Source organism: Acidobacteriota bacterium, from assembly GCA_016712445.1.
Classification (GTDB): domain Bacteria; phylum Pseudomonadota; class Alphaproteobacteria; order Caulobacterales; family Hyphomonadaceae; genus Hyphomonas.
Window position 1 is genome coordinate 42,708 of record JADJRB010000001.1, and the last position, 18,674, is coordinate 61,381.

Below are 18,674 nucleotides of genomic sequence, written 5' to 3' on the forward strand. Positions count from 1 at the left end.
GCTTCATCTTCTACGAAGCCAACTTTGCTTCAAGCTGCTCGCACGCCTCTTCCAGATCTCGCAATATTTGTTTGATTCGCGATTGGGCCTCTGGTGGGTAAGCGGAAGCGTGGTGTGTCATCCAAGGATGGTTTTTTCCCGTTTGAGCGTGCACGAGCCGTCTGACGCTCCCGATGACTCTTCCCGGATTTCCCACAAGAAGTGCGCCAGCCGGCACGTTTCCTGATGCTCTCGACATCGCGCCCACAAATGCGCCTTGACCCAGATGCGTGCCGGGAAGCAGGATTGACGACGTACACACAACGCTTCCCGCGGCTAGAGTACAACCCACTTGCAAGCCCGAAGGAGGAATTGGGTCATTGGTGGTCACAACATAAGGAAAAACCCAAACCAGGTCACCGACCCGTGTTCCCCGACTTATGTGAACATTTGAGTGAAATCTCACCCAGTCACCTATCGCGCAGTCACCTTCCAGATCATTGAGAGTTCCGATCTGTAAGTTCACTCCGGCGACAATACCCTCGCGAACCAAACTGGAATGTCCGACACGAAGGTCGTCACCGAATGAGGAGCCTTCATACATGATCGTGTGCGAACGAATAATAGCACGCCTTCCAATGCGCAGCGGTTGCCCTGATACCTTGCCCGCGACTGGATGCCCGAGGATGCAGTATTCGCCAACTTCGCAATCTGAACCAAGTTCGACGTTCTCGTGAACGACTGCCGTTTCAGCAATGCGGCAGTTATCGCCAATCTTGGCTTTCGATGAAATCCTGGCCACGCCAACCCCTGAGGATAGGCTACTCTCGCAGCCAATTTCAACCTTCGAAATAATTCGCGATTGCTTCCGCTACACGGTCGGAAGCTTGCCCGCAACCGAAAAACGCCTGGGCTTCCCTCGCAGGCGATTGTGGCGCGTCGAGTGCCGCCAAGACGGACGCTTCATCGGTTTTGCCGATTGTTGCCCATCTCTTTTCGATGAGATCGTGCCACGTATCCATCCGGAACAGCATCACTACCTGCTTGCCAGACCAGACGCCTTCGCGTGGCAAGCCTCCTGAATCCGTTATGATACGCACGGCCCCTTGCATCAGCCCCAACATATCAAGGTAGCTGACCGGGTCGATCAGGCGAATCGAGCCCAAGTCGCCGCCGGCGGCGACAAACTCCGACAGTATTGGGCGAGCGCGCGGGTGGACAGGCCATATTATCGGCCGACCGATCGTTCTGAGCGCAGAGAAAATCGACCGGAACCGCTCCATTTCAACCGTATCGGTATTCTCAGGCCGATGAAGCGTCAAAAGATCATAGGAGGCTGGCTTGAGGTCCAGCTTTTCTCGCATTGCGCTCCTTGCCTTCGGGAGAAAATGCAGAAAACAGTCAAGCAATACATCGCCCACTTCGCAGCTGGTGTGGGCACGCCCCTCAGTGCTGAGATTAAGCGTCGCGCGGGGGATCGGAGTGAAATTGATTGTCGCTACATGATCTGTAACGATACGATTTATTTCTTCGGGTCGCCTTCTATCGAAATCTCTGAGACCTGCCTCGATGTGAAAAACAGGAATCTGCAACTTCACGGCAGCGAGGGCGGCCGCCATTGTCGAGTTGGTGTCGCCGTCTACTAGCACACCATCGGGCTTCTCCGTCAGCAACCAAGCTTCGAGCTTTTCCATGATCTTTCCGGTTGATGCGCCCTGGCTTAACCCGCCAGCATTCAGGTTGATGTCGGGCTTGGGAAGATCAAGGTCACGGAAGAATGCCTCACTCATCGCGTCGTCGTAGTGCTGACCCGTGTGCACGAGAATGTGCTTCATGCCGCGCTGCTCAATCGCACGCTGAACGGTGGGCACCTGCATAAATTGAGGCCGAGCGCCGACCACACGCGCCAACCGTTTTGTCATTTCGATTCACCCGCAGAAGCCAGAGTAGACAAATTATACGATTGCGCGCCGCTCGCGGACAAATGCCCAAGTAGGTCAATCAAGAAATCCCTGGCCCCGTAACCTTGGTAGATCTGTGATTTGGCATCAGCATAGTTGAGCTGTGTCAGGTCAGAAACGTGCCGCGTTACTTGCCGTCGGTAAGAGTCGTTCGGACAGTTTAGGTAGATGAAGATCGGGTGGACATTGAGAATCTTGAGGCCAGGAGTTGCGAGAGGCACATGCCGCAATTCCCAAGGCAGCCCGTAATCAGCCTGGATCCCATCCTCCCAACAATATGACATTCTCACCAACCCATACTGATCCCGCTCAATCTGGCAAAACGGCCTTCCCCAATGGAAGACGCTGGCGTCGTAGGTAAGCCCTGCCTCGACTGCGAGTTGAGCTATATTCTGACCGAAGAAATTTCGGTGCGCCCGCACTCCCTTCGCATCTGGATAGACATCGAGCAGGTCGAGAATCTTGCGACGGATGCCGTGCTCGGGGTGAGGCCGCGTAAAATCAGGGTGCAGCCCCACCTCGACCCTGTCTGAAGCAGCGAGCAAAATCGGGCTTCGGTGCGTCGCGAAAACTGAAAGAAAGAAATTGAACTTGCTGACCAGGGTCAGCACGTCTTCGATGCAATAGTCCGGCGCCCAGTCGACGTCGCTGGTCAGAGCGAAACTGGAGAAACGGCCGAGGTTGTAATAGCCAACCCACGGGTCAGCGACGAAAATATTTTGCAACAAATCCGACATTGTAGAACACCTACTCGTTTTCTTACCCACAACAATTAATCGAGAGACAATCATGCCAGCGCCGGCCCGGTCTTCGCCTAAAACATTTGAGGCCGAGCATCAACTAGTGAGCGCGCGGAGTTGCTCTTACTCATTGCAGAGACCTGCAACCTGCATTAATCGCAGCATCGATTGCACCACTCTTCGCAAAATGTATCGGATTTTCAGTAATGTGCGGCATCGCAGGATTCATCAATCTACGTAATCAGCCGATGCCGGATCCGGAAACGCAGCTTAAGCAAATGAGCGCGCAGATCCGTCACCGAGGTCCTGATTGAGACTGCATTTGGATCAGCGACAGGGCTCAAGTCGGATTCGCACATCGCCGTCTGGCGATCATTGATCTCACAAACGGCGGAAGCCAACCGATGACGGGAACATGCGGTAGGATCATCACGTTCAATGGTGAGATCTACAATTATCCTGAGCTCAAACGGCGCCTCGAAGGGCGATATTTCTTCAGGTCAAACTCGGACACAGAAACTATTTTGGCAGGCTACGACGCTCGCGGTGAACAAGTCTGCGACGATTTGCGAGGAATGTTTGCATTTGCGATCTGGGATCCCGCAGCAGGTCGCCTGTTCTGCGCCCGCGATCGGTTTGGCATCAAGCCTTTTTATTATCTGCAACAAGACGATACGCTCTACTTCGCCTCGGAGCTCAAAGCTCTGTTGCCCGTCCTGCACAAAGTGGAACTCGATCTCAAAGGCCTGTCCGAGTATCTGGTCTTCCAACACGCAATCAGTGATCGGACTTTGATATCGGGGATCCGGCAGTTACTGCCCGGTCATTCGCTTTCCGTCTCCAATGGGCACATGAGAATTCGGAAATACTGGGACGTGGCATACTCACACCGGGATTGGGCGCCGGCTGAGGCAGCCGAGCGGCTGCGCGAGCTGCTTGAAGAATCGGTGCGATTTCATTTGAGATCTGACGTGCCGGTGGGCGCCTATCTTTCGGGCGGGGTAGATTCTAGCCTCATCGCATTGATGGCAGCGCAACACTCCACTCAGCGTCTGATGGCGTTTCACGGAAAGTTCACAGGAATTTCCCGGCTATGACGAAAGCCAGTTCGCACGAATTGCCGCGGAGCACGGCAACCTCGAATTGCATGAGATCGATATCACAGCCAACGATTTTCTGAAGAACATCGAAGCGGTGATTTATCATCTGGATCAGCCGGTTGCCGGTCCTGGTTCATTTCCGCAGTTCATGGTCTCTCAGCTTGCGTCGCGACACAGAAAAGTCGTCCTCGGCGGCCAGGGCGGCGACGAATTGTTTGCAGGTTATGCCAGGTATCTTGTTGGACATCTTGAACGAGCGCTTCATTCCGCCATCGACGGTTCTGTCCCGCCGGTGCGTCCAAGTCTCTCCGAAATCGTGCCTAACTTGGGCAGTCTTCGAGAGTACAAGCCTATGATCAGGCAACTCTTTGCCAAAGATCTATTTGGCTCACCTTCGGCTCGCTACTGGAGGATCGCAGATCGTTCGTCTGACATGACAGATGAAATCGACTGGGCCGAGATCGATCTCGAGTATGTCCGGGATACCTTCGAGGATACCTTCAACTCATCAGATCATCTTTCCGACAATCAAAGCCTGGACGCGATGACAAGGTTTGACTTTAAGCACCTTCTTCCAGCACTCCTGCAAGTGGAAGATAGGATGAGCATGGCTCATGGAATTGAAAGTCGTGTCCCATTTCTCGATACCGAACTAGTCGAGTTCGCAGCGACACTTCCGCCGCAAATCAAGCTTGCTGATGGGCAACTGAAGTTTCTGCTTCGAGATGCATTTCAAGCCCGCTTGCCAGCTTCGATTTTCGCGCGGCGCGACAAGATGGGATTTCCCGTGCCCCTGAAAGAATGGTGGAGTGGCGGATTGCGCGAATTCGTTCATGACACTTTTGGGAGTGAGCAGGCGCAAAGCAGAGCCATTTTCAAGCCTGAAAAAATTCTGGCAAACCTTGGCCAGGACTCCCAGTTCTCAAGAAAAACCTGGGGCTTGCTCAGCTTGGAAATCTGGTTTCGAGAATTTATGGACGACAGCTCCAAACATCAGAGATCCCGAGCAACCGTATGAAACAGGCTCAAATCGTGACTGTCGTAGGGGCGCGTCCCCAGTTCGTAAAGGCGGCGCCGCTGAGCAGAGCCATCAGGGCCGATGGCCGCCTCGCCGAGTCGATTGTGCACACCGGACAGCATTATGATGAAAACATGTCTGATGTTTTTTTTCAGGAACTGAACATTCCGACGCCAAAGCATCGGCTGAACCTTGGCGGAGGTGGACATGGCAAAATGACGGGCCGGATGATTGAGGCTGTTGAAGAAATCCTTGTTGATGAAGCGCCCGAAGCGGTCGTGGTCTATGGCGATACGAACACCACTCTTGCCGCGGCAATCGCCGCGGCCAAACTGCACATTCCAATCGTCCACATCGAAGCTGGACTGAGGTCATTCAATCGACGAATGCCCGAAGAAATCAACCGTATACTGACGGACCATGCAAGTAGCTTGCTGCTGTGTCCCACCTCACTTGCCATGCAAAATCTGAAGATGGAGGGATTGTCGGCCAAGGCGCACCTCGTTGGCGACATTATGTTCGATGCGACACTCCATGCAATCGAAACCGGCATGCGAACATCGGATATTGTCGACCGACTGGGCCTCTCTCCGGGCTATGCAGTAGCTACGCTGCATCGTTCTGAGAACACGGACGACAGTTCAAGACTTCGCCGCTGCGTGGAGTATATTTCAAAACAGGCCGATACTCGAAAAGTCGTTCTTCCGCTGCATCCTCGCACTAGGCAGCGACTGCTCGACGCCGACATTTCCCTGTCCGGCATCCAGCTGACCGAACCGCTCGGTTACGTCGACCTGCATCGACTTCTGGTCGACGCTGATCTGATCATCACTGACAGCGGCGGACTCCAGAAGGAAGCTTATTTCCATAGGAAGCCCTGCATCACATTGCGCGACGAAACAGAATGGATCGAGACGATAGAATGCGGTTGGAATCGCCTGTGGCACCAGAACGACTGGCAGGTACCTCGGGTCGAAATTTCAGACTACGGAATGGGTGACACTGCCCAACGATGTGTTGAAAAGATTGCGGATTTTCTAGGGAATGGCCCGACAGAACTATAATCACTCTAATCAGTCTGTCTGCAGTTTGGCCGCAGACAGCATAAACCTTTCGTGAGCCTATGTGTGGATTGTTTGTGTCCGTAGGCTTCGAGCCTTCTCCAAAATACATCAGAGCTGCTTCTCATCGCGGACCCGACGGTGAGGGTTCGCGCGTTTTCGCTAGCCCATCGGGCCCTGTTGCAATGGGTCACCAGCGCCTCAGTATTCTGGATCCCGCTTCCCGCTCGGCTCAACCAATCTCTGACAATTCCGAACGCTATTCGATGGTCTTCAATGGAGAAATTTACAACTACATCGAACTGCGCCGCGAACTGCAGGCGAGCGGTGTTTGCTTTCGAACGGAGTCGGACACCGAGGTTTTGCTGCAAGCAATCATACACTGGGGGCCGCAAGCTCTCGGTCGATTGATCGGCATGTTTTCGTTCGTCATATGGGACGACCACGACAAGATCCTTCTGATCGCGCGCGACCGAGTGGGGATCAAACCGCTCGTCCTGCATTCTTCTTCGGAGGGGATAGCTTTCGCGTCCGAGATTAAACAGCTCCTGCTGCTTCCTACCTTCAGGCGGCGTATGAACTTGGCGCGTGCGTATGATTTCCTGTCCTCCGGCGTCACAGACCACCTACCGGGAACCATGTTTGACGATGCTTCAAACCTGAGCCCGGGCCGGTTTCTCCGTCTCGATTTGAAGACGTGGCGTCCAGGCCATGCGTTGCCCGCTGAGACCTATTGGACCCCTCCAAGCCCGGACATGGCACCGATCAGCGAAGGCGACGCTGCCGACAAGTTTCGCGAACTATTTTTTGACTCCATTCGGTTGCAGATGAGGGCGGATGTAAAAGTCGGTGCATGTCTGTCAGGAGGGCTCGACAGCTCGGCAATTGTATGTGCGCAGTCGAAAGCCCGGCCAAGATGCGCTGAGCCGTTTGGAGCAGTAAGCGCCGTTTTCCCGGGAACTTCTGTAGACGAGTCAGCTTTCATTCGCGATGTGGTTGCAGCGTCGAAGGTACGATCCATTCTGACCACCGTTCGTCCCCAAACGCTCATTGAAGATACTGAAATAGTGCTGCGCGCTCAGGATGAACCGTATGGTTCCACGAGCATTGTTGCTCAATACAACGTATTCCGAGCCGCACGCGAAAACGGAATCAAGGTTATGCTTGACGGACAAGGTGCCGATGAGCTGTTGGGCGGATACCATGGTTGCTTTCCTTACCATTACCGCGGGCTGGTTCGGCAGATGAAGTTTTTGAGTCTTGTGCGAGCAATGCAGGAACGCAAAGCATGGCATGGCATTTGCGTACCGCGATCAGTTTAGCCCATTCTCAGCACGACTGCCTGAACCGTTGCGTTCTCTGCTTCGGCCTCCGGGCATCCTTGAACCACTGCCAATTTTGATTCCGCACTGATGCGCTTGACCGCTTCGCCCGGAAGCACGGCTCTTAGCTCGGTGCTCGCGCACGAGGGTAGCCCCAAACCGCGCACACTTGGCGAGTATTGCGTGATCCTCACGCGCGCCCTCAACCTGCCAATGCTGCTGCGTTACGAAGACCGAAACTCTATGGCTCACGGAGTCGAGGCGCGCGTCCCGTTCCTGGATCACCGATTGATTGAGTTCTGCCTTCAACTTGGTGATCAACACAAGATCTCGGGGGGGGATACGAAGCGGGTTCTGAGGCGTGCTATGGAGGGCTTGCTCCCCCGAAGCGTTCAGCAACGCAGAGACAAGATCGGTTTCGCAACACCCGAAGAAATCTGGTTTCGCGGACCGCTACGAGCGCAGATCAGCGCAGGCGTGGAGGCAACACTGCGAAACTATCCGGACCTTTTCAATGCGGCAGCCGTCCGTCAACATACTTCCGAGATGCTTTCTGGGACCCGGCCCTTCGATTTCTCCGTCTGGCGCATTTATCTCTTCGGACGGTGGGGTGATATGTTCGGGATGAATTACTGAGCAGCGCTTCTGTCTGAGTACGGATAGTTTCACCCAGATCAATGGACGCGTGTAGTTATTGGCACGCATGGAGCCGATACATGACGCCGATCGGATTTGCTGAGGGGAACCTAAAGCTGCGTCGTGATGGCTGCGGCGCTTTGCTGCCAACAATTCATAAAAATTCGGCGCATTCGAACGGCCGCTTGCGCGGTTTTGAGTGGGCGGAGCCTATTTGTCTCTCCTCGCTTAAATCGCCTTAAGCGGGAAATGCAGACTTGACGCTTCCCTGCAGGTATCCTTATCACCTCGCTTCCACGATAAAGGTCGAACCCTATGACGAAACCCAGTTCGACGCCCCAAGTCGCACAAGTTGGTGCCGGCCACTGGGGAAGGAATCTTGCTCGCAATTTTGCGGAGCTGGGTGCCCTCAAAGCAGTATGCGATCCCCATCCTGAGACCGCGAAGCGTGAAGCCGATGCAAATGGAGTCGTTGCGATAACGTTCGACGAAGTGCTGAACGATCCCAACATCGACGGCATATCGATTGCCGCTCCGGCTGAGTTACATGCTGACCTGGCGCTGAAGGCCTTTGCCGCCGGCAAGCACGTTTTCGTCGAGAAGCCTCTCGCGCTGTCGATCGAGGACAGCCGCGCTATGTGTGAAGCGGCAGAACGAACCGGCAAGGCGCTCATGGTCGGCCATCTCCTGCAATACCACCCCGCTTTTATCCGCCTCCGGGAACTGCTGAGCGAAGGGGCCATAGGCAGTGTCCGTTACGCGTACTCCAATCGCCTCAGCCTCGGAAAGCTTCGGACAGAGGAAAACGCATTGTGGAGTTTCGCGCCGCACGACCTTTCGATGCTATTGTCGATTATGGGGAGCGCCCCGCCACGGTAGCTGGGGGCGGCAGCAGCTGGATCTCTCCCGGTCTCGACGATGAATACCGCGTGGATATGACTTTTTTCCGGCGGTCGCCGCGCACACGTGTTTGCTTCCTGGTTGCATCCGTTCAAAGAGCACCGCCTCGTCGTCGTCGGTGAGACCGGCATGTTGGTCTTCGAAGACTCCATTCTCAAACCGGCGGACAAGCTCAAGATCTACCGGCACAGTGTTGTCTGGAAAGCCAAGGTGCCTGAGGTGGTCAAGGCCGAGCCGGAAACGGTCCCATTTCCGGCAGATGAGCCGCTTAAGCAGGAATGTCGTCACTTCCTCGATTGCTGCGCGGGCAAAGCTTCGCCGCGCACCGATGGCATCGAGGCCATGGGCGTGGTCGAGACCTTGCTGCGCGCCGAAGGCCGTTTCGAAGCGGCCATGGCCTGAACTGCCGCAATCCTGCCCCACTTAATCGCCAAAGCGAGTCTCGATGCTGACAGTATCCAAAATCTCTAATGCGATGGCTGCCGACTATGTGCGCCGTGCGCAAGAGCGCGACCTAACCATTGGCATTATGGGAATGGGCTATGTCGGCCTGCCGCTCGCCGAAGCTTTTCTTCAGGCAGGGTTCCGAGTACTGGCTTCGACATAGACCAGGCCAAGATCGACCTGCTAGCGGCGGGCAAGACCTACATACGTCACATTCCGGATGATCGAATTGCTTCCATGTTGACAACAGGTCGTTTCGAAACCACCAGCGACGAAGCGCGCCTACCCACCGCTGATGCACTGCTGATGTGCGTTCCCACCCCGCTCAACGCTCACCGTGAGCCGGACATGTCCTTTGTCAGCGATACCACTCGCATGATCGCACGCCACCTTCGTCCGGGTCAGCTGGTGATCTTGGAATCGACGACATACCCGGGTACCAGCGACGAAATCGTGAAATCGATCCTTGAAACGACCGGCCTGCGCGCTGGAACTGATTTCGCAGTCGCGTATTCGCCCGAGAGAGAAGATCCAGGAAATGTAACGTTTTCGACCAACTCGATTCCGAAGGTTGTAGGTGCCAACTCGAGTATCGAACTCGAAATGGCGGTGGCCGTGTATCAGTCGATAACGAAGGTCGTTCCTGTCTCGGACATGAAGACTGCCGAAGCAGTGAAGCTCACCGAGAACATCTTTCGACTAGTCAACATCGCTCTCGTGAATGAGCTAAAGTCGGTCTACCAGGGCATGGGAATAGATGTCTGGGAAGTAATCGACGCTGCAAAGACAAAACCCTTCGGGTTCATGGCGTTCTACCCGGGCCCCGGTCTTGGGGGTCACTGCATCCCAATTGACCCATTCTACTTGACTTGGAAAGCTCGATCAGTGGGCGAAACTACACGGTTCATCGAACTGGCCGGTGACGTGGTTACGAGGCTACCAAAACAGGTAATTGAGCACCTCTCGGAAGCGATGAGCTCTCACCTACAGAAGTCGGTCGCAGGCAGCCGCATTCTTGTAGTCGGACTTGCATACAAGAAGAACGTCGATGATATGCGAGAGAGCCCTTCGCTTCACCTAATCCACTTGTTGCGCGAACGCAAAGCTTCAGTTGACTACTATGATCCAATGATCCCCGAAGTCCCCTACAATCGAGAACATCCAGAGTTTGTTGGACTCCGGTCGATCAACTTGAGCCCTAAGAAACTGGCGGACTACGACTGTGTTCTGATTTCAACCGATCATGATGATATCGACTATGCGGAGCTCGTAAGGCACTCCAAATTGGTGGTGGATACGCGCAACGCTACATTCGATATCCCTGCCGATCTCAAATTGAAGGTCGTCAAGGCTTGAGGAGCGCGTGAGGAAGCTATTGCTCCTTACACGGCACTATCCACCCGCCGTGTCTGGCGGCGCAAGGCGCCCTTTTTTGTTGGCGGAGGCACTGCGAGAACGAGGTGTAGAGGTCCGTGTGATCGCGCCGTCGTTGCCCGCGGGAGAATCCGGCATCGCGTTGGCCCATCCAAATCGAGACCCTTCTACAGCTACCGGCTCTGCAGGTCTTTCCCTTCGAGGATTGGCGCGCGACATTTTGCTTTGGCCCGACCCCGACATACGCTGGTGTCAACGTGCCGCTGAAGCAGCTATTGCGGACGGCTGGAAACCGGACTGGGTGCTGTCCACTAGTCCGCCAGAGTCGGCTCACGTTGCAGGGCTCCGCCTCGCCCGCACTTTTGGTGCCCGCTGGGCCGCGGATTTTCGTGATCTCTGGCTGGAGTCGCCGCATCGCGCCGAACGCCGCCGACGGCATCGACAGATAGGCGAGCGCTTGATCGCAGGAAAAATACTGCCAGAAGCAGATCTGGTGACCGCCGTCGATGCTGTGGTCGCAGCTGAAGCCGGCCGCCTCGGCGCCCGCAATCCAAAAGTGCTGGAACACTTCACGAGCGACGCTGCACCGGCTCCTTACAATTACGAGGGCGAAAATTTCAACATTCTGCATGCCGGATCGATAGCTTTGTCTGATCCAGAGGCCCGGATCGAAGATCTGCTACTGCCCTTCGAAGCCGCTGCCGTCCGGCGCAGCGACCTCGTGCTGAACTTTGTGGGCCGGCTAACCAACGCCGAGCAGGCCCGCATTGCAGCCAGCCCAGCCTTCAACGCAATACGACAATTCGCACCTGTCCCTTACACGGCGGCGCGCGCCATGATGGCTGCCGCCGACGCACTCGCCTTCGTGGCGTCGGGCAAAATGCACGTCCCTCCGAGCAAAATTGCCGACTACCTGGCTTTCGACCGACCGATAGTCGCTTGCGGCGACGGGCCATGGCGTGCAGATCCGCGTGTGCCGGCCGAGCCCGCCGCCGATCTGCTGGTCCGCCGTGCCAGGGGAGCGGGTCGAAATTCAAACGCGTATCCTTCTACCGCCAGCGCCGCTGCCGACCGCTTCCTCGATCTTTGTGCAACCATTTGTAATGAGGCGTGAGTTGATGGCCCACGGGGGCTGGTCTACTGACCGCACGGCAACCAGACCAAAAGGACCAATAGTATGGCCATCGCGTTCATCGACCTTCAGGCGCAGCGCAGGCGGATTGAACCGCAGATCAATGCCGCCGTGCAGAAGGTCATCGAGAGCGGCGCCTATATCATGGGGCCGGAAGTCAAGCAGTTCGAAACTCAACTTGCCGCCTTCTCCGGCGCAAAATACGCCCTCGGCTGCGCCAATGGCACCGACGCCATAGCGCTACCGCTGATGGCCTGGGGCGTCTGCGAAGGCGATGCCGTCTTCTGCCCGAGCTTCACCTTCTGCGCGACTGGCGAGGTTGTTCCGTGGCTGAACGCCACTCCGGTCTTCGTCGATGTCGAGCCTGACACCTATAACATCAACCCGGACCATCTCGTCGCCCAAATCGAGCGTGTACTGAAGGATGGCAAGCTGAAGCCGCGCGTCATCGTCGGTGTTTGCCTCTTCGGTCAGGCCGCCAACTATCCGCGCCTGCGCGAGATTGCCGACAAGTACGGCATGAAGCTCATAGCAGATAGCGCGCAGGGCTTCGGAACCACGATCAATGGCAAGCATCCGTCCGACTGGGCCGACTGCGTGACAACCAGTTTCTTCCCGGCTAAGCCGCTCGGCTGCTACGGCGACGGCGGCGGGATCGTGACAAATGAAGCGTCCCTAGCCGAACTGATCGACAGTCTGCGAGTGCATGGAAAGGCAGTGGCCTCGGATCTGAAGGACAGAACCTTCGATCATGACCCCAAATATCTGAACATGCGCGTCGGGATGAACTCGCGCCTCGACACGATCCAGGCCGCCGTATTGATCGAAAAGCTCAAGATCTACGCCGACGAAATCATGCTGCGCAACAAGGTCGCCGCGCGCTACAATGAATTGCTAGCGCCTCACGTCGCCGCCGTGCCATTCGTAAAGACAGGCTTCATCTCCACCTGGGCGCAGTATACGATAGAACACGTGAACCGCGACGGCCTTGCGGCGCATCTCAAAACTCAAGACATTCCGACCGCGGTCTACTATCCCGTGCCAATGCATATGAACCAGGCGTACCGCGAATGGGCGCCGAAGCCGGGCGAACTGGCTGTGACCGAAGCCAAGGCTGAGCGCGTAATCTCGCTGCCGATGCACCCTTATCTCGATACGGCGACGCAGGATCGCATCGTCGAAGCGGTGCGAACCTTCAACGGCTGAAGGGCGAGCGCTGGTCCTTCAGGGGCGACGTGCTTCGAGAAGGCCGAGAAGGTAGTCGCGGTAGCTATTCGTGTACCCGCTCGCGAGGCGCTCCAGCGTATCGTCACTGATAAAGCCCCGGCGCCAAGCGACTTCCTCGAGACATCCGATCTTAAGACCCTGTCGGCGCTCGACCGTCTGTACGAAGTGAGAAGCTTCCAGCAGGCTGTCGAACGTTCCTGCATCCAGCCAGGCAAAGCCGCGCGGCAGGCAGACCGCTTTGAGTTGGCCCATGGCCAGATAGGCCGCGTTCACGTCGGTGATCTCGATCTCCCCGCGAGGCGAGGGCTTGATGGCGCGGGCAATATCCACCACTTGCGCATCATAGAAATAAAGCCCTGTCACAGCCCAGTTGCTACGCGGATTTGCCGGCTTCTCCACAATCGACAAGGGGCGGCCGTTAGAATCCAGTTCGATGACGCCGAACCGCTCCGGATCGCGAACGCCATAGGCAAAAACACTCGCCCCTTCGGAACTTTTGCCGCGTCCGTCACGAGGCCCGAAAGGCCCGCGCCATAGAAAATATTGTCGCCCAGCGCGAGCGCGGCCGGCGAGCCGTCGAGAAAGTCCGCCCCCAGAATGAACGCGTCGGCCAGTCCGCGCGGTTCGTACTGCACCGCATAAGCGATCTCAATTCCCCATTGTCGGCCGTCACCGAGCAGGCCTTTGAACTGGTTCAAAGAGTCCGGCGTCACGATAACCAAGATCTCGCGAATACCCGCAAGCATGAGCACCGACAGCGGATAAAAGATCAGCGGCTTGTCATAAATTGGCAACAGCTGTTTCGTTACGCCGCGGGTTACCGGCTCTAGCCGGCTGCCACGTCCACCTGCAAGGATAATTCCCTTCATTCCGGACCTTTTTGTTCAAAATGCTATGAGGGCGCGCCTTCGCCAATCCGCTCGCCGGCATATACCTTGTCGCGAAGCGAACGCCACCAGCTTTCGTTTGCCAGATACCAGTCCACGGTTTCGGCAATGCCGGTCTCAAAACGCACCGAAGGTGACCAGCCAAGCTCCTCCGTATTTTTCTGTTGTCGATCGCATATCTGCGATCATGTCCGGGACGGTCCTTTACGAAATGCACCAGCCTTGCATGGGGCGCAGCCGCCGGAAACCGCTCGTCCAGCAATCTGCAGATGATATCGACGATGTCGCGGTTCGTCCGCTCAGAGCTGGCGCCCACGGCAAAAGTCTCACCCGCCGGCGCTGCCTCCGCCATGCGAACCAGCGCGCGGGCATGGTCCTGTACATAAAGCCAATCGCGTACATTCATGCCGTCACCATAGAGACTGATCGGCTTTCCCTGCAGCCCGTTCAGCAAAGCAAGGGGAATAAGCTTCTCGGGAAACTGGCGTGGGCCGTAATTGTTGGAACAATTAGATATCACCACCGGCAGACCGTAGGTACGGTGCCAGGCGCGCACCAAGTGGTCGGAGCCTGCCTTGCTTGCCGAATAAGGCGAGGACGGATCATAAGGCGTTGTCTCGCTGAAAAGCCCTTGCGCGCCGAGCGATCCGAACACTTCATCTGTCGAGACATGCACGAACCGGAAACGCGTTTTCGCATCGCCTTCCAGCGCGCTCCACCACGACCGCGCCGCTTCCAGGGTCACCATTGTGCCGACAATGTTGGTCTGGACAAACGGCGCCGCCGCGTCGATGGAGCGGTCGACATGTGTTTCGGCGGCGAGGTGAAACACGGCATCGGGCACTGTCTCTGCGAACGCAAGCTCAACCGCCGCCCTGTCTGAAATGTCGGCCCTTAGAAGCCGAAACCCGGGATGCGCTTCAAGTGATGCGAGCGAAGCCGGATTCGCGGCATAGGTCAGCTTGTCGAGCACGGTCACCCGCACGCCCGGCTTCGTCATCAGTTCGCGGCAAAGGGCGGAGCCGATAAAACCCGCGCCGCCGGTCACGAGATAATTCATGTCACGCTCCCTGACCGGCCATCCTTCGGCCCAGGCCTGCTTAACACGCCAGCCATTGCCGGCAACCGCCGGGTGACGCCGCGGGCCCCGCAAATCTGGCGGCGCCGCGTTGCCATGGAGGGGCGCTCGTGTTAACCGCGCGGCCAAGCATATAAAGGATCGTTGATATGGCTGTTCAGGACAAGGCGAAGGACTACTACGTCAAGGACATCTCGCTGGCAGAATTCGGCCGCAAGGAGATTGCGATTGCCGAAACCGAAATGCCGGGCCTGATGGCGGCCCGCGCCGAATTCGGCCCCTCGCAGCCGCTGAAAGGCGCGCGCATCTGCGGCTCGCTGCACATGACGATCCAGACGGCGGTCCTGATCCAGACGCTCGAAGCGCTCGGCGCAAAGGTGCGTTGGGTGTCGTGCAACATCTACTCGACGCAGGACCATGCCGCCGCGGCGATCGCTGACAATGGCACCGCCGTGTTCGCCTACAAGGGCGAAACGCTGGAAGAGTACTGGGACTATACTGACCGCATGTTCCAGTGGCCGGACGGCAATGGCCCGAACCTGATCCTCGATGATGGCGGCGACGCGACGATGTACCTGATCGTTGGCGAGAAGGCCGAGGCGAACCCCTCGATTCTCGACAAGCCGGGCTCCGAAGAAGAGAAATACTTCTTTGCCCAGATCAAGAAGCGCATGAAAGCCTCGCCCGGCTGGTTCAAGAAAACCAAGGCCGGCGTTCGCGGCGTTTCGGAAGAGACGACCACGGGCGTGAACCGCCTTTACCAGCTGGAGAAGCGCGGCGAGCTGCCGTTCCCGGCGATCAACGTCAACGACTCGGTCACCAAGTCGAAATTCGACAACAAGTACGGCTGCAAGGAATCGCTGGTGGACGGCATTCGCCGCGGCACCGATGTGATGATGGCCGGCAAGAAGGCTTTCGTGGCGGGTTACGGCGATGTGGGCAAGGGATCGGCGGCTTCGCTGTCTGGTTCCGGCGCACGCGTGGCGGTGTCCGAGATCGATCCGATCTGCGCGCTGCAGGCGGCGATGGACGGCTATGAAGTGATGACGTTGGACGAGGCAGCGCCGAAGTTCGACATCTTCGTGACCGCGACCGGCAACAAGGACATCCTGACGCTCGACCACATGCGCGCGATGAAGGACATGGCCATCGTGTGCAACATCGGCCACTTCGACAACGAGATCCAGGTCGAGGCGCTGCGGAACTATCAGTGGACGAACATCAAGCCGCAGGTCGACATGATTACCTTCCCGGATGGCAAGCGCCTGCTGCTGCTCTCGGAAGGCCGCCTTGTGAACCTGGGCAATGCCACTGGCCACCCGAGCTTCGTGATGTCAGCCTCGTTCACCAACCAGACGCTCGCACAGATTGAGCTTCACGTGCGGGGCGACCAGTACGAGAACAAGGTCTACACGCTGCCGAAACACCTCGACGAGAAGGTTGCGCGCCTTCACCTCGAAAAGCTGGGCGTGAAGCTGACCGAGCTTTCCGGCGAACAGGCGAAGTATATCGGCGTCGAGACGGCTGGTCCGTTCAAGCCCGAACATTACCGCTACTAGGCGCTGACGGGGACGCGCGTGGCGCAGGACTTCATCCTCACGCTGTCCTGCCCTGACGGGGTGGGCATCGTGGCGCGCCTTGCGCGTCTGATGGAGGAGCATGGCTGCTTCATCGCGGCCTCGCGCACGTTCGGTGACCCGGAAACGGCGCGGTTCTTCGCGCGTCTCGTGTTCAACACCCCGGACGGGGCGAAGGGCTCGCTGGACGCGGTCCAAAGCGGGATGAAAGCCTTGGGCGACGACCTTGGCGCTGAATGGCTGATCCGTCCGTCTGCGGAGCGGATGCGGACGCTGCTTCTGGTGTCGAAGTCGGATCACTGCGCCAATACGCTGCTTTATGCGGCGCGGCGCGGTGAGTTGCCGATCGAGGTGACGGGGATTGTATCCAATCACGACTCGCTGAAGGCGAACTTTGCGCACTGGAACCTGCCATGGTTCCACATTCCGGTGACGGCCGCGACCAAGGCTGAGGCCGAGGCGCGGCTTGATGGTGTGATTGCAGAGACGGGCTCCGAACTCATCGTGCTGGCGCGCTACATGCAGGTGCTCAGCCAGGAAGCGTGCCGGCGCCTCGAAGGCCGTATCATCAACATCCATCACTCCTTCCTTCCGGGTTTCAAGGGTGCGCAGCCGTACCATCAGGCGCACGCGCGCGGCGTGAAGGTGATCGGCGCGACGGCGCATTATGTGACCGCGGACCTCGACGAAGGCCCCATCATCACCCAGGCGACCGAAGCGATCGACCACACCTTCTCGCCGGAAGACATGGTCGAGACCGGCCGCCACATCGAGGGCATTGCCCTGCTACGCGCGGTAAAGGCGCATGCCGAACACCGCGTTTTCCAGAATTCCGGCCGGACCGTCGTGTTCGCCCGTTAAACCATCAGCTCCCTGAGGATATCCGACATGCCATTGAAATCCCACGAATTCACCAGCGAGAGCGTTGCCGAAGGCCATCCGGACAAGGTGTCGGACCAGATCTCGGATGCGATTGTTGACCTGTTCCTGTCGCGCGATCCGACTGCCAAAGTCGCAGTCGAGACACTTTGCACGACCAACCTTGTCGTGCTGGCAGGCGAAGTGCGCACCAACAATGGCGCTGTCGTGTCACCCGATGAGATGAACGAAGCGGCCCGCGCCGTGGTCAAGCGGATCGGCTACGAGCAGGACGGCTTTCACTGGAAGAACATGCGCGTCGAGAACTACGTGCACGGACAGTCGGCCGAGATCGCAAAAGGCGTCGAGGAAGGCCAGGGTCTGTTCAAGGAAGAAGGGGCCGGGGACCAGGGCATCATGTTCGGGTACGCCACGACCGAGACGCCGGAGCTGATGCCGGCGACGCTGGTCTATTCGCACCAGATCCTCGAGCGCCTCGCTGAGCTGCGCCATTCGGGCAAGCACCCGGAACTCGAGCCGGACGCCAAGAGCCAGGTGACGCTGCAATACCAGGGCTCGCGCCCGGTAGGCGTCAATGCCGTGGTCGTCTCGCACCAGCACAAGGAGCATGTGAGCCAGGAAGCGCTGCGCGAGATCATTCGCCCTGTCGTGAAGTCCGTGCTGCCGGAGGGCTGGTTCCCGCCCGAGGAGAAGTTCTATGTCAACCCGACCGGCAGCTTCTTCATCGGGGGGCCGGATGGCGACTCGGGCCTGACGGGCCGCAAGATCATCGTTGACACCTATGGCGGCGCGGCGCCGCATGGCGGCGGCGCCTTCTCGGGCAAGGACCCCTCGAAGGTCGACCGGTCGGCAGCTTATGCCACGCGCTACCTCGCCAAGAACATCGTGGCCTCGGGCCTGGCGGAGCGCTGCACCATCCAGGTCAGCTATGCGATCGGCGTGGCCCAGCCCCTGTCCATCTACGTCGACACGCACGGCACCGGCAAAGCCGACGAAGCGCGCATCGCGGCGGAGCTGCGCAAACTGTTCGACCTCTCACCGAAGGGTATCCGTACGCACCTGAAGCTCAGTGCGCCGATCTACAGCCCGACTGCCGCCTATGGCCATTTCGGCCGGGTGCCGGGCAATGACGGCACGTTCACCTGGGAAAAAACCGACCTCGCCGACGAGTTGAAGCGGCTGGTGAATTAACCGCAAGGTGCGCGAATACCTCCTACAGGCGAATTGACTCCCGCCCCTGTAGAAACACCGTCAGTCATGCCGTGTTCAGGCACGATCACGTTAACCGTGACCGATGAATGTTGTCTTGCCGCGCCTGCATTTTGCAAGCTAGGCTAGTGTTTCGAGGTTTCGGGGGCG

13 protein-coding genes and 4 pseudogenes are annotated in these 18,674 nt (G+C 57.6%); 12 read left to right on the top strand and 5 right to left on the bottom strand.

Annotation, left to right across the window (positions count from 1 at the left end; genetic code table 11):
- Positions 1-10 precede the first annotated feature (10 nt).
- The 3 genes from IPK75_00200 to IPK75_00210 are packed head-to-tail and all read right to left on the bottom strand — an operon-like array spanning position 11 to position 2,677.
- Positions 11-781, bottom strand: a complete 771-nt coding sequence (locus tag IPK75_00200) for a hypothetical protein (GenBank protein MBK8196760.1) — start codon at positions 779-781, stop codon at positions 11-13.
- Positions 782-818: 37 nt separating this feature from the next.
- Positions 819-1,901 carry a UDP-N-acetylglucosamine 2-epimerase (non-hydrolyzing) gene (gene wecB / locus IPK75_00205; protein ID MBK8196761.1) on the bottom strand — a complete coding sequence of 361 codons (1,083 nt, stop codon included), beginning with the start codon at positions 1,899-1,901 and terminating at the stop codon, positions 819-821.
- Positions 1,898-2,677 (bottom strand): hypothetical protein, encoded by a 780-nt coding sequence (locus IPK75_00210; GenBank protein ID MBK8196762.1) that lies wholly within the window; start codon positions 2,675-2,677, stop codon positions 1,898-1,900. The genes wecB (IPK75_00205) and IPK75_00210 overlap by 4 nt, the downstream gene beginning before the upstream one ends.
- 209 nt (positions 2,678-2,886) lie before the next feature.
- On the opposite strand from IPK75_00210, the pseudogene asnB (IPK75_00215) reads away from it, so the two are divergent.
- The 9 genes and pseudogenes from asnB (IPK75_00215) to IPK75_00255 all read left to right on the top strand — a co-directional run bounded on the left by asnB (IPK75_00215) (position 2,887) and on the right by IPK75_00255 (position 12,873).
- Positions 2,887-4,798: pseudogene (gene asnB / locus IPK75_00215) on the top strand (asparagine synthase (glutamine-hydrolyzing)).
- Positions 4,795-5,862 (top strand): UDP-N-acetylglucosamine 2-epimerase (non-hydrolyzing), encoded by a 1,068-nt coding sequence (gene wecB, locus IPK75_00220; protein MBK8196763.1) that lies wholly within the window; start codon positions 4,795-4,797, stop codon positions 5,860-5,862. The pseudogene asnB (IPK75_00215) and the gene wecB (IPK75_00220) overlap by 4 nt, the downstream one beginning before the upstream one ends.
- A gap of 74 nt (positions 5,863-5,936) precedes the next feature.
- Positions 5,937-7,181: an asparagine synthase (glutamine-hydrolyzing) gene (asnB, locus tag IPK75_00225; GenBank protein ID MBK8196764.1), complete on the top strand. Its 1,245-nt coding sequence runs from the start codon at positions 5,937-5,939 to the stop codon at positions 7,179-7,181.
- Between the two features lie 90 nt (positions 7,182-7,271).
- On the top strand, positions 7,272-7,817 hold the full coding sequence (locus IPK75_00230; protein MBK8196765.1) for a hypothetical protein: 546 nt from the start codon (positions 7,272-7,274) through the stop codon (positions 7,815-7,817).
- Positions 7,818-8,132: 315 nt separating this feature from the next.
- The gene (locus IPK75_00235) at positions 8,133-8,696 is read left to right on the top strand and encodes a Gfo/Idh/MocA family oxidoreductase (GenBank protein MBK8196766.1); all 564 of its coding nucleotides are present in this window, start codon (positions 8,133-8,135) and stop codon (positions 8,694-8,696) included.
- 102 nt (positions 8,697-8,798) lie between these two features.
- Positions 8,799-9,119: a hypothetical protein gene (locus IPK75_00240; GenBank protein ID MBK8196767.1), complete on the top strand. Its 321-nt coding sequence runs from the start codon at positions 8,799-8,801 to the stop codon at positions 9,117-9,119.
- A 73-nt stretch (positions 9,120-9,192) separates the two neighbouring features.
- A pseudogene (locus IPK75_00245) lies at positions 9,193-10,517 on the top strand (nucleotide sugar dehydrogenase).
- A 79-nt stretch (positions 10,518-10,596) separates the two neighbouring features.
- Positions 10,597-11,649 (top strand): hypothetical protein, encoded by a 1,053-nt coding sequence (locus tag IPK75_00250; protein ID MBK8196768.1) that lies wholly within the window; start codon positions 10,597-10,599, stop codon positions 11,647-11,649.
- A gap of 63 nt (positions 11,650-11,712) precedes the next feature.
- The gene (locus IPK75_00255) at positions 11,713-12,873 is read left to right on the top strand and encodes a DegT/DnrJ/EryC1/StrS aminotransferase family protein (GenBank protein MBK8196769.1); all 1,161 of its coding nucleotides are present in this window, start codon (positions 11,713-11,715) and stop codon (positions 12,871-12,873) included.
- A gap of 18 nt (positions 12,874-12,891) precedes the next feature.
- Here the strand turns inward: IPK75_00255 and rfbA are convergent.
- Both rfbA and rfbB read right to left on the bottom strand, forming a co-directional pair.
- Positions 12,892-13,763: pseudogene (gene rfbA, locus IPK75_00260) on the bottom strand (glucose-1-phosphate thymidylyltransferase RfbA).
- A 23-nt stretch (positions 13,764-13,786) separates the two neighbouring features.
- Positions 13,787-14,841: pseudogene (gene rfbB, locus IPK75_00265) on the bottom strand (dTDP-glucose 4,6-dehydratase).
- 167 nt (positions 14,842-15,008) lie between these two features.
- On the opposite strand from rfbB, the gene IPK75_00270 reads away from it, so the two are divergent.
- From IPK75_00270 to IPK75_00280, 3 genes are read left to right on the top strand one after another with little or no spacing between them, the layout of a single operon-like run.
- Entirely contained in the window at positions 15,009-16,418 is a 1,410-nt protein-coding gene (locus tag IPK75_00270) for an adenosylhomocysteinase (protein ID MBK8196770.1), read from the top strand.
- An 18-nt stretch (positions 16,419-16,436) separates the two neighbouring features.
- A complete protein-coding gene (gene purU, locus IPK75_00275; protein MBK8196771.1) occupies positions 16,437-17,297 on the top strand; it encodes a formyltetrahydrofolate deformylase in 861 nt (286 codons plus the stop codon).
- 27 nt (positions 17,298-17,324) lie between these two features.
- Complete coding sequence (locus IPK75_00280; GenBank protein MBK8196772.1) at positions 17,325-18,506, top strand: methionine adenosyltransferase; 1,182 nt, start codon at positions 17,325-17,327, stop codon at positions 18,504-18,506.
- The last annotated feature ends 168 nt before the right edge of the window (positions 18,507-18,674 follow it).

Excerpts from the sequence above, each read along its gene's own strand:
- wecB (MBK8196761.1), bottom strand. The coding sequence starts at position 1,901 with ATGACAAAACGGTTGGCGCGTGTGGTCGGCGCTCGGCCTCAATTTATG.
- IPK75_00210 (MBK8196762.1), bottom strand. The coding sequence starts at position 2,677 with ATGTCGGATTTGTTGCAAAATATTTTCGTCGCTGACCCGTGGGTTGGC.
- wecB (MBK8196763.1), top strand. The coding sequence starts at position 4,795 with ATGAAACAGGCTCAAATCGTGACTGTCGTAGGGGCGCGTCCCCAGTTC.
- IPK75_00230 (MBK8196765.1), top strand. The coding sequence starts at position 7,272 with ATGCGCTTGACCGCTTCGCCCGGAAGCACGGCTCTTAGCTCGGTGCTC.
- IPK75_00235 (MBK8196766.1), top strand. The coding sequence starts at position 8,133 with ATGACGAAACCCAGTTCGACGCCCCAAGTCGCACAAGTTGGTGCCGGC.
- IPK75_00255 (MBK8196769.1), top strand. The coding sequence starts at position 11,713 with ATGGCCATCGCGTTCATCGACCTTCAGGCGCAGCGCAGGCGGATTGAA.
- IPK75_00270 (MBK8196770.1), top strand. The coding sequence starts at position 15,009 with ATGGCTGTTCAGGACAAGGCGAAGGACTACTACGTCAAGGACATCTCG.
- IPK75_00280 (MBK8196772.1), top strand. The coding sequence starts at position 17,325 with ATGCCATTGAAATCCCACGAATTCACCAGCGAGAGCGTTGCCGAAGGC.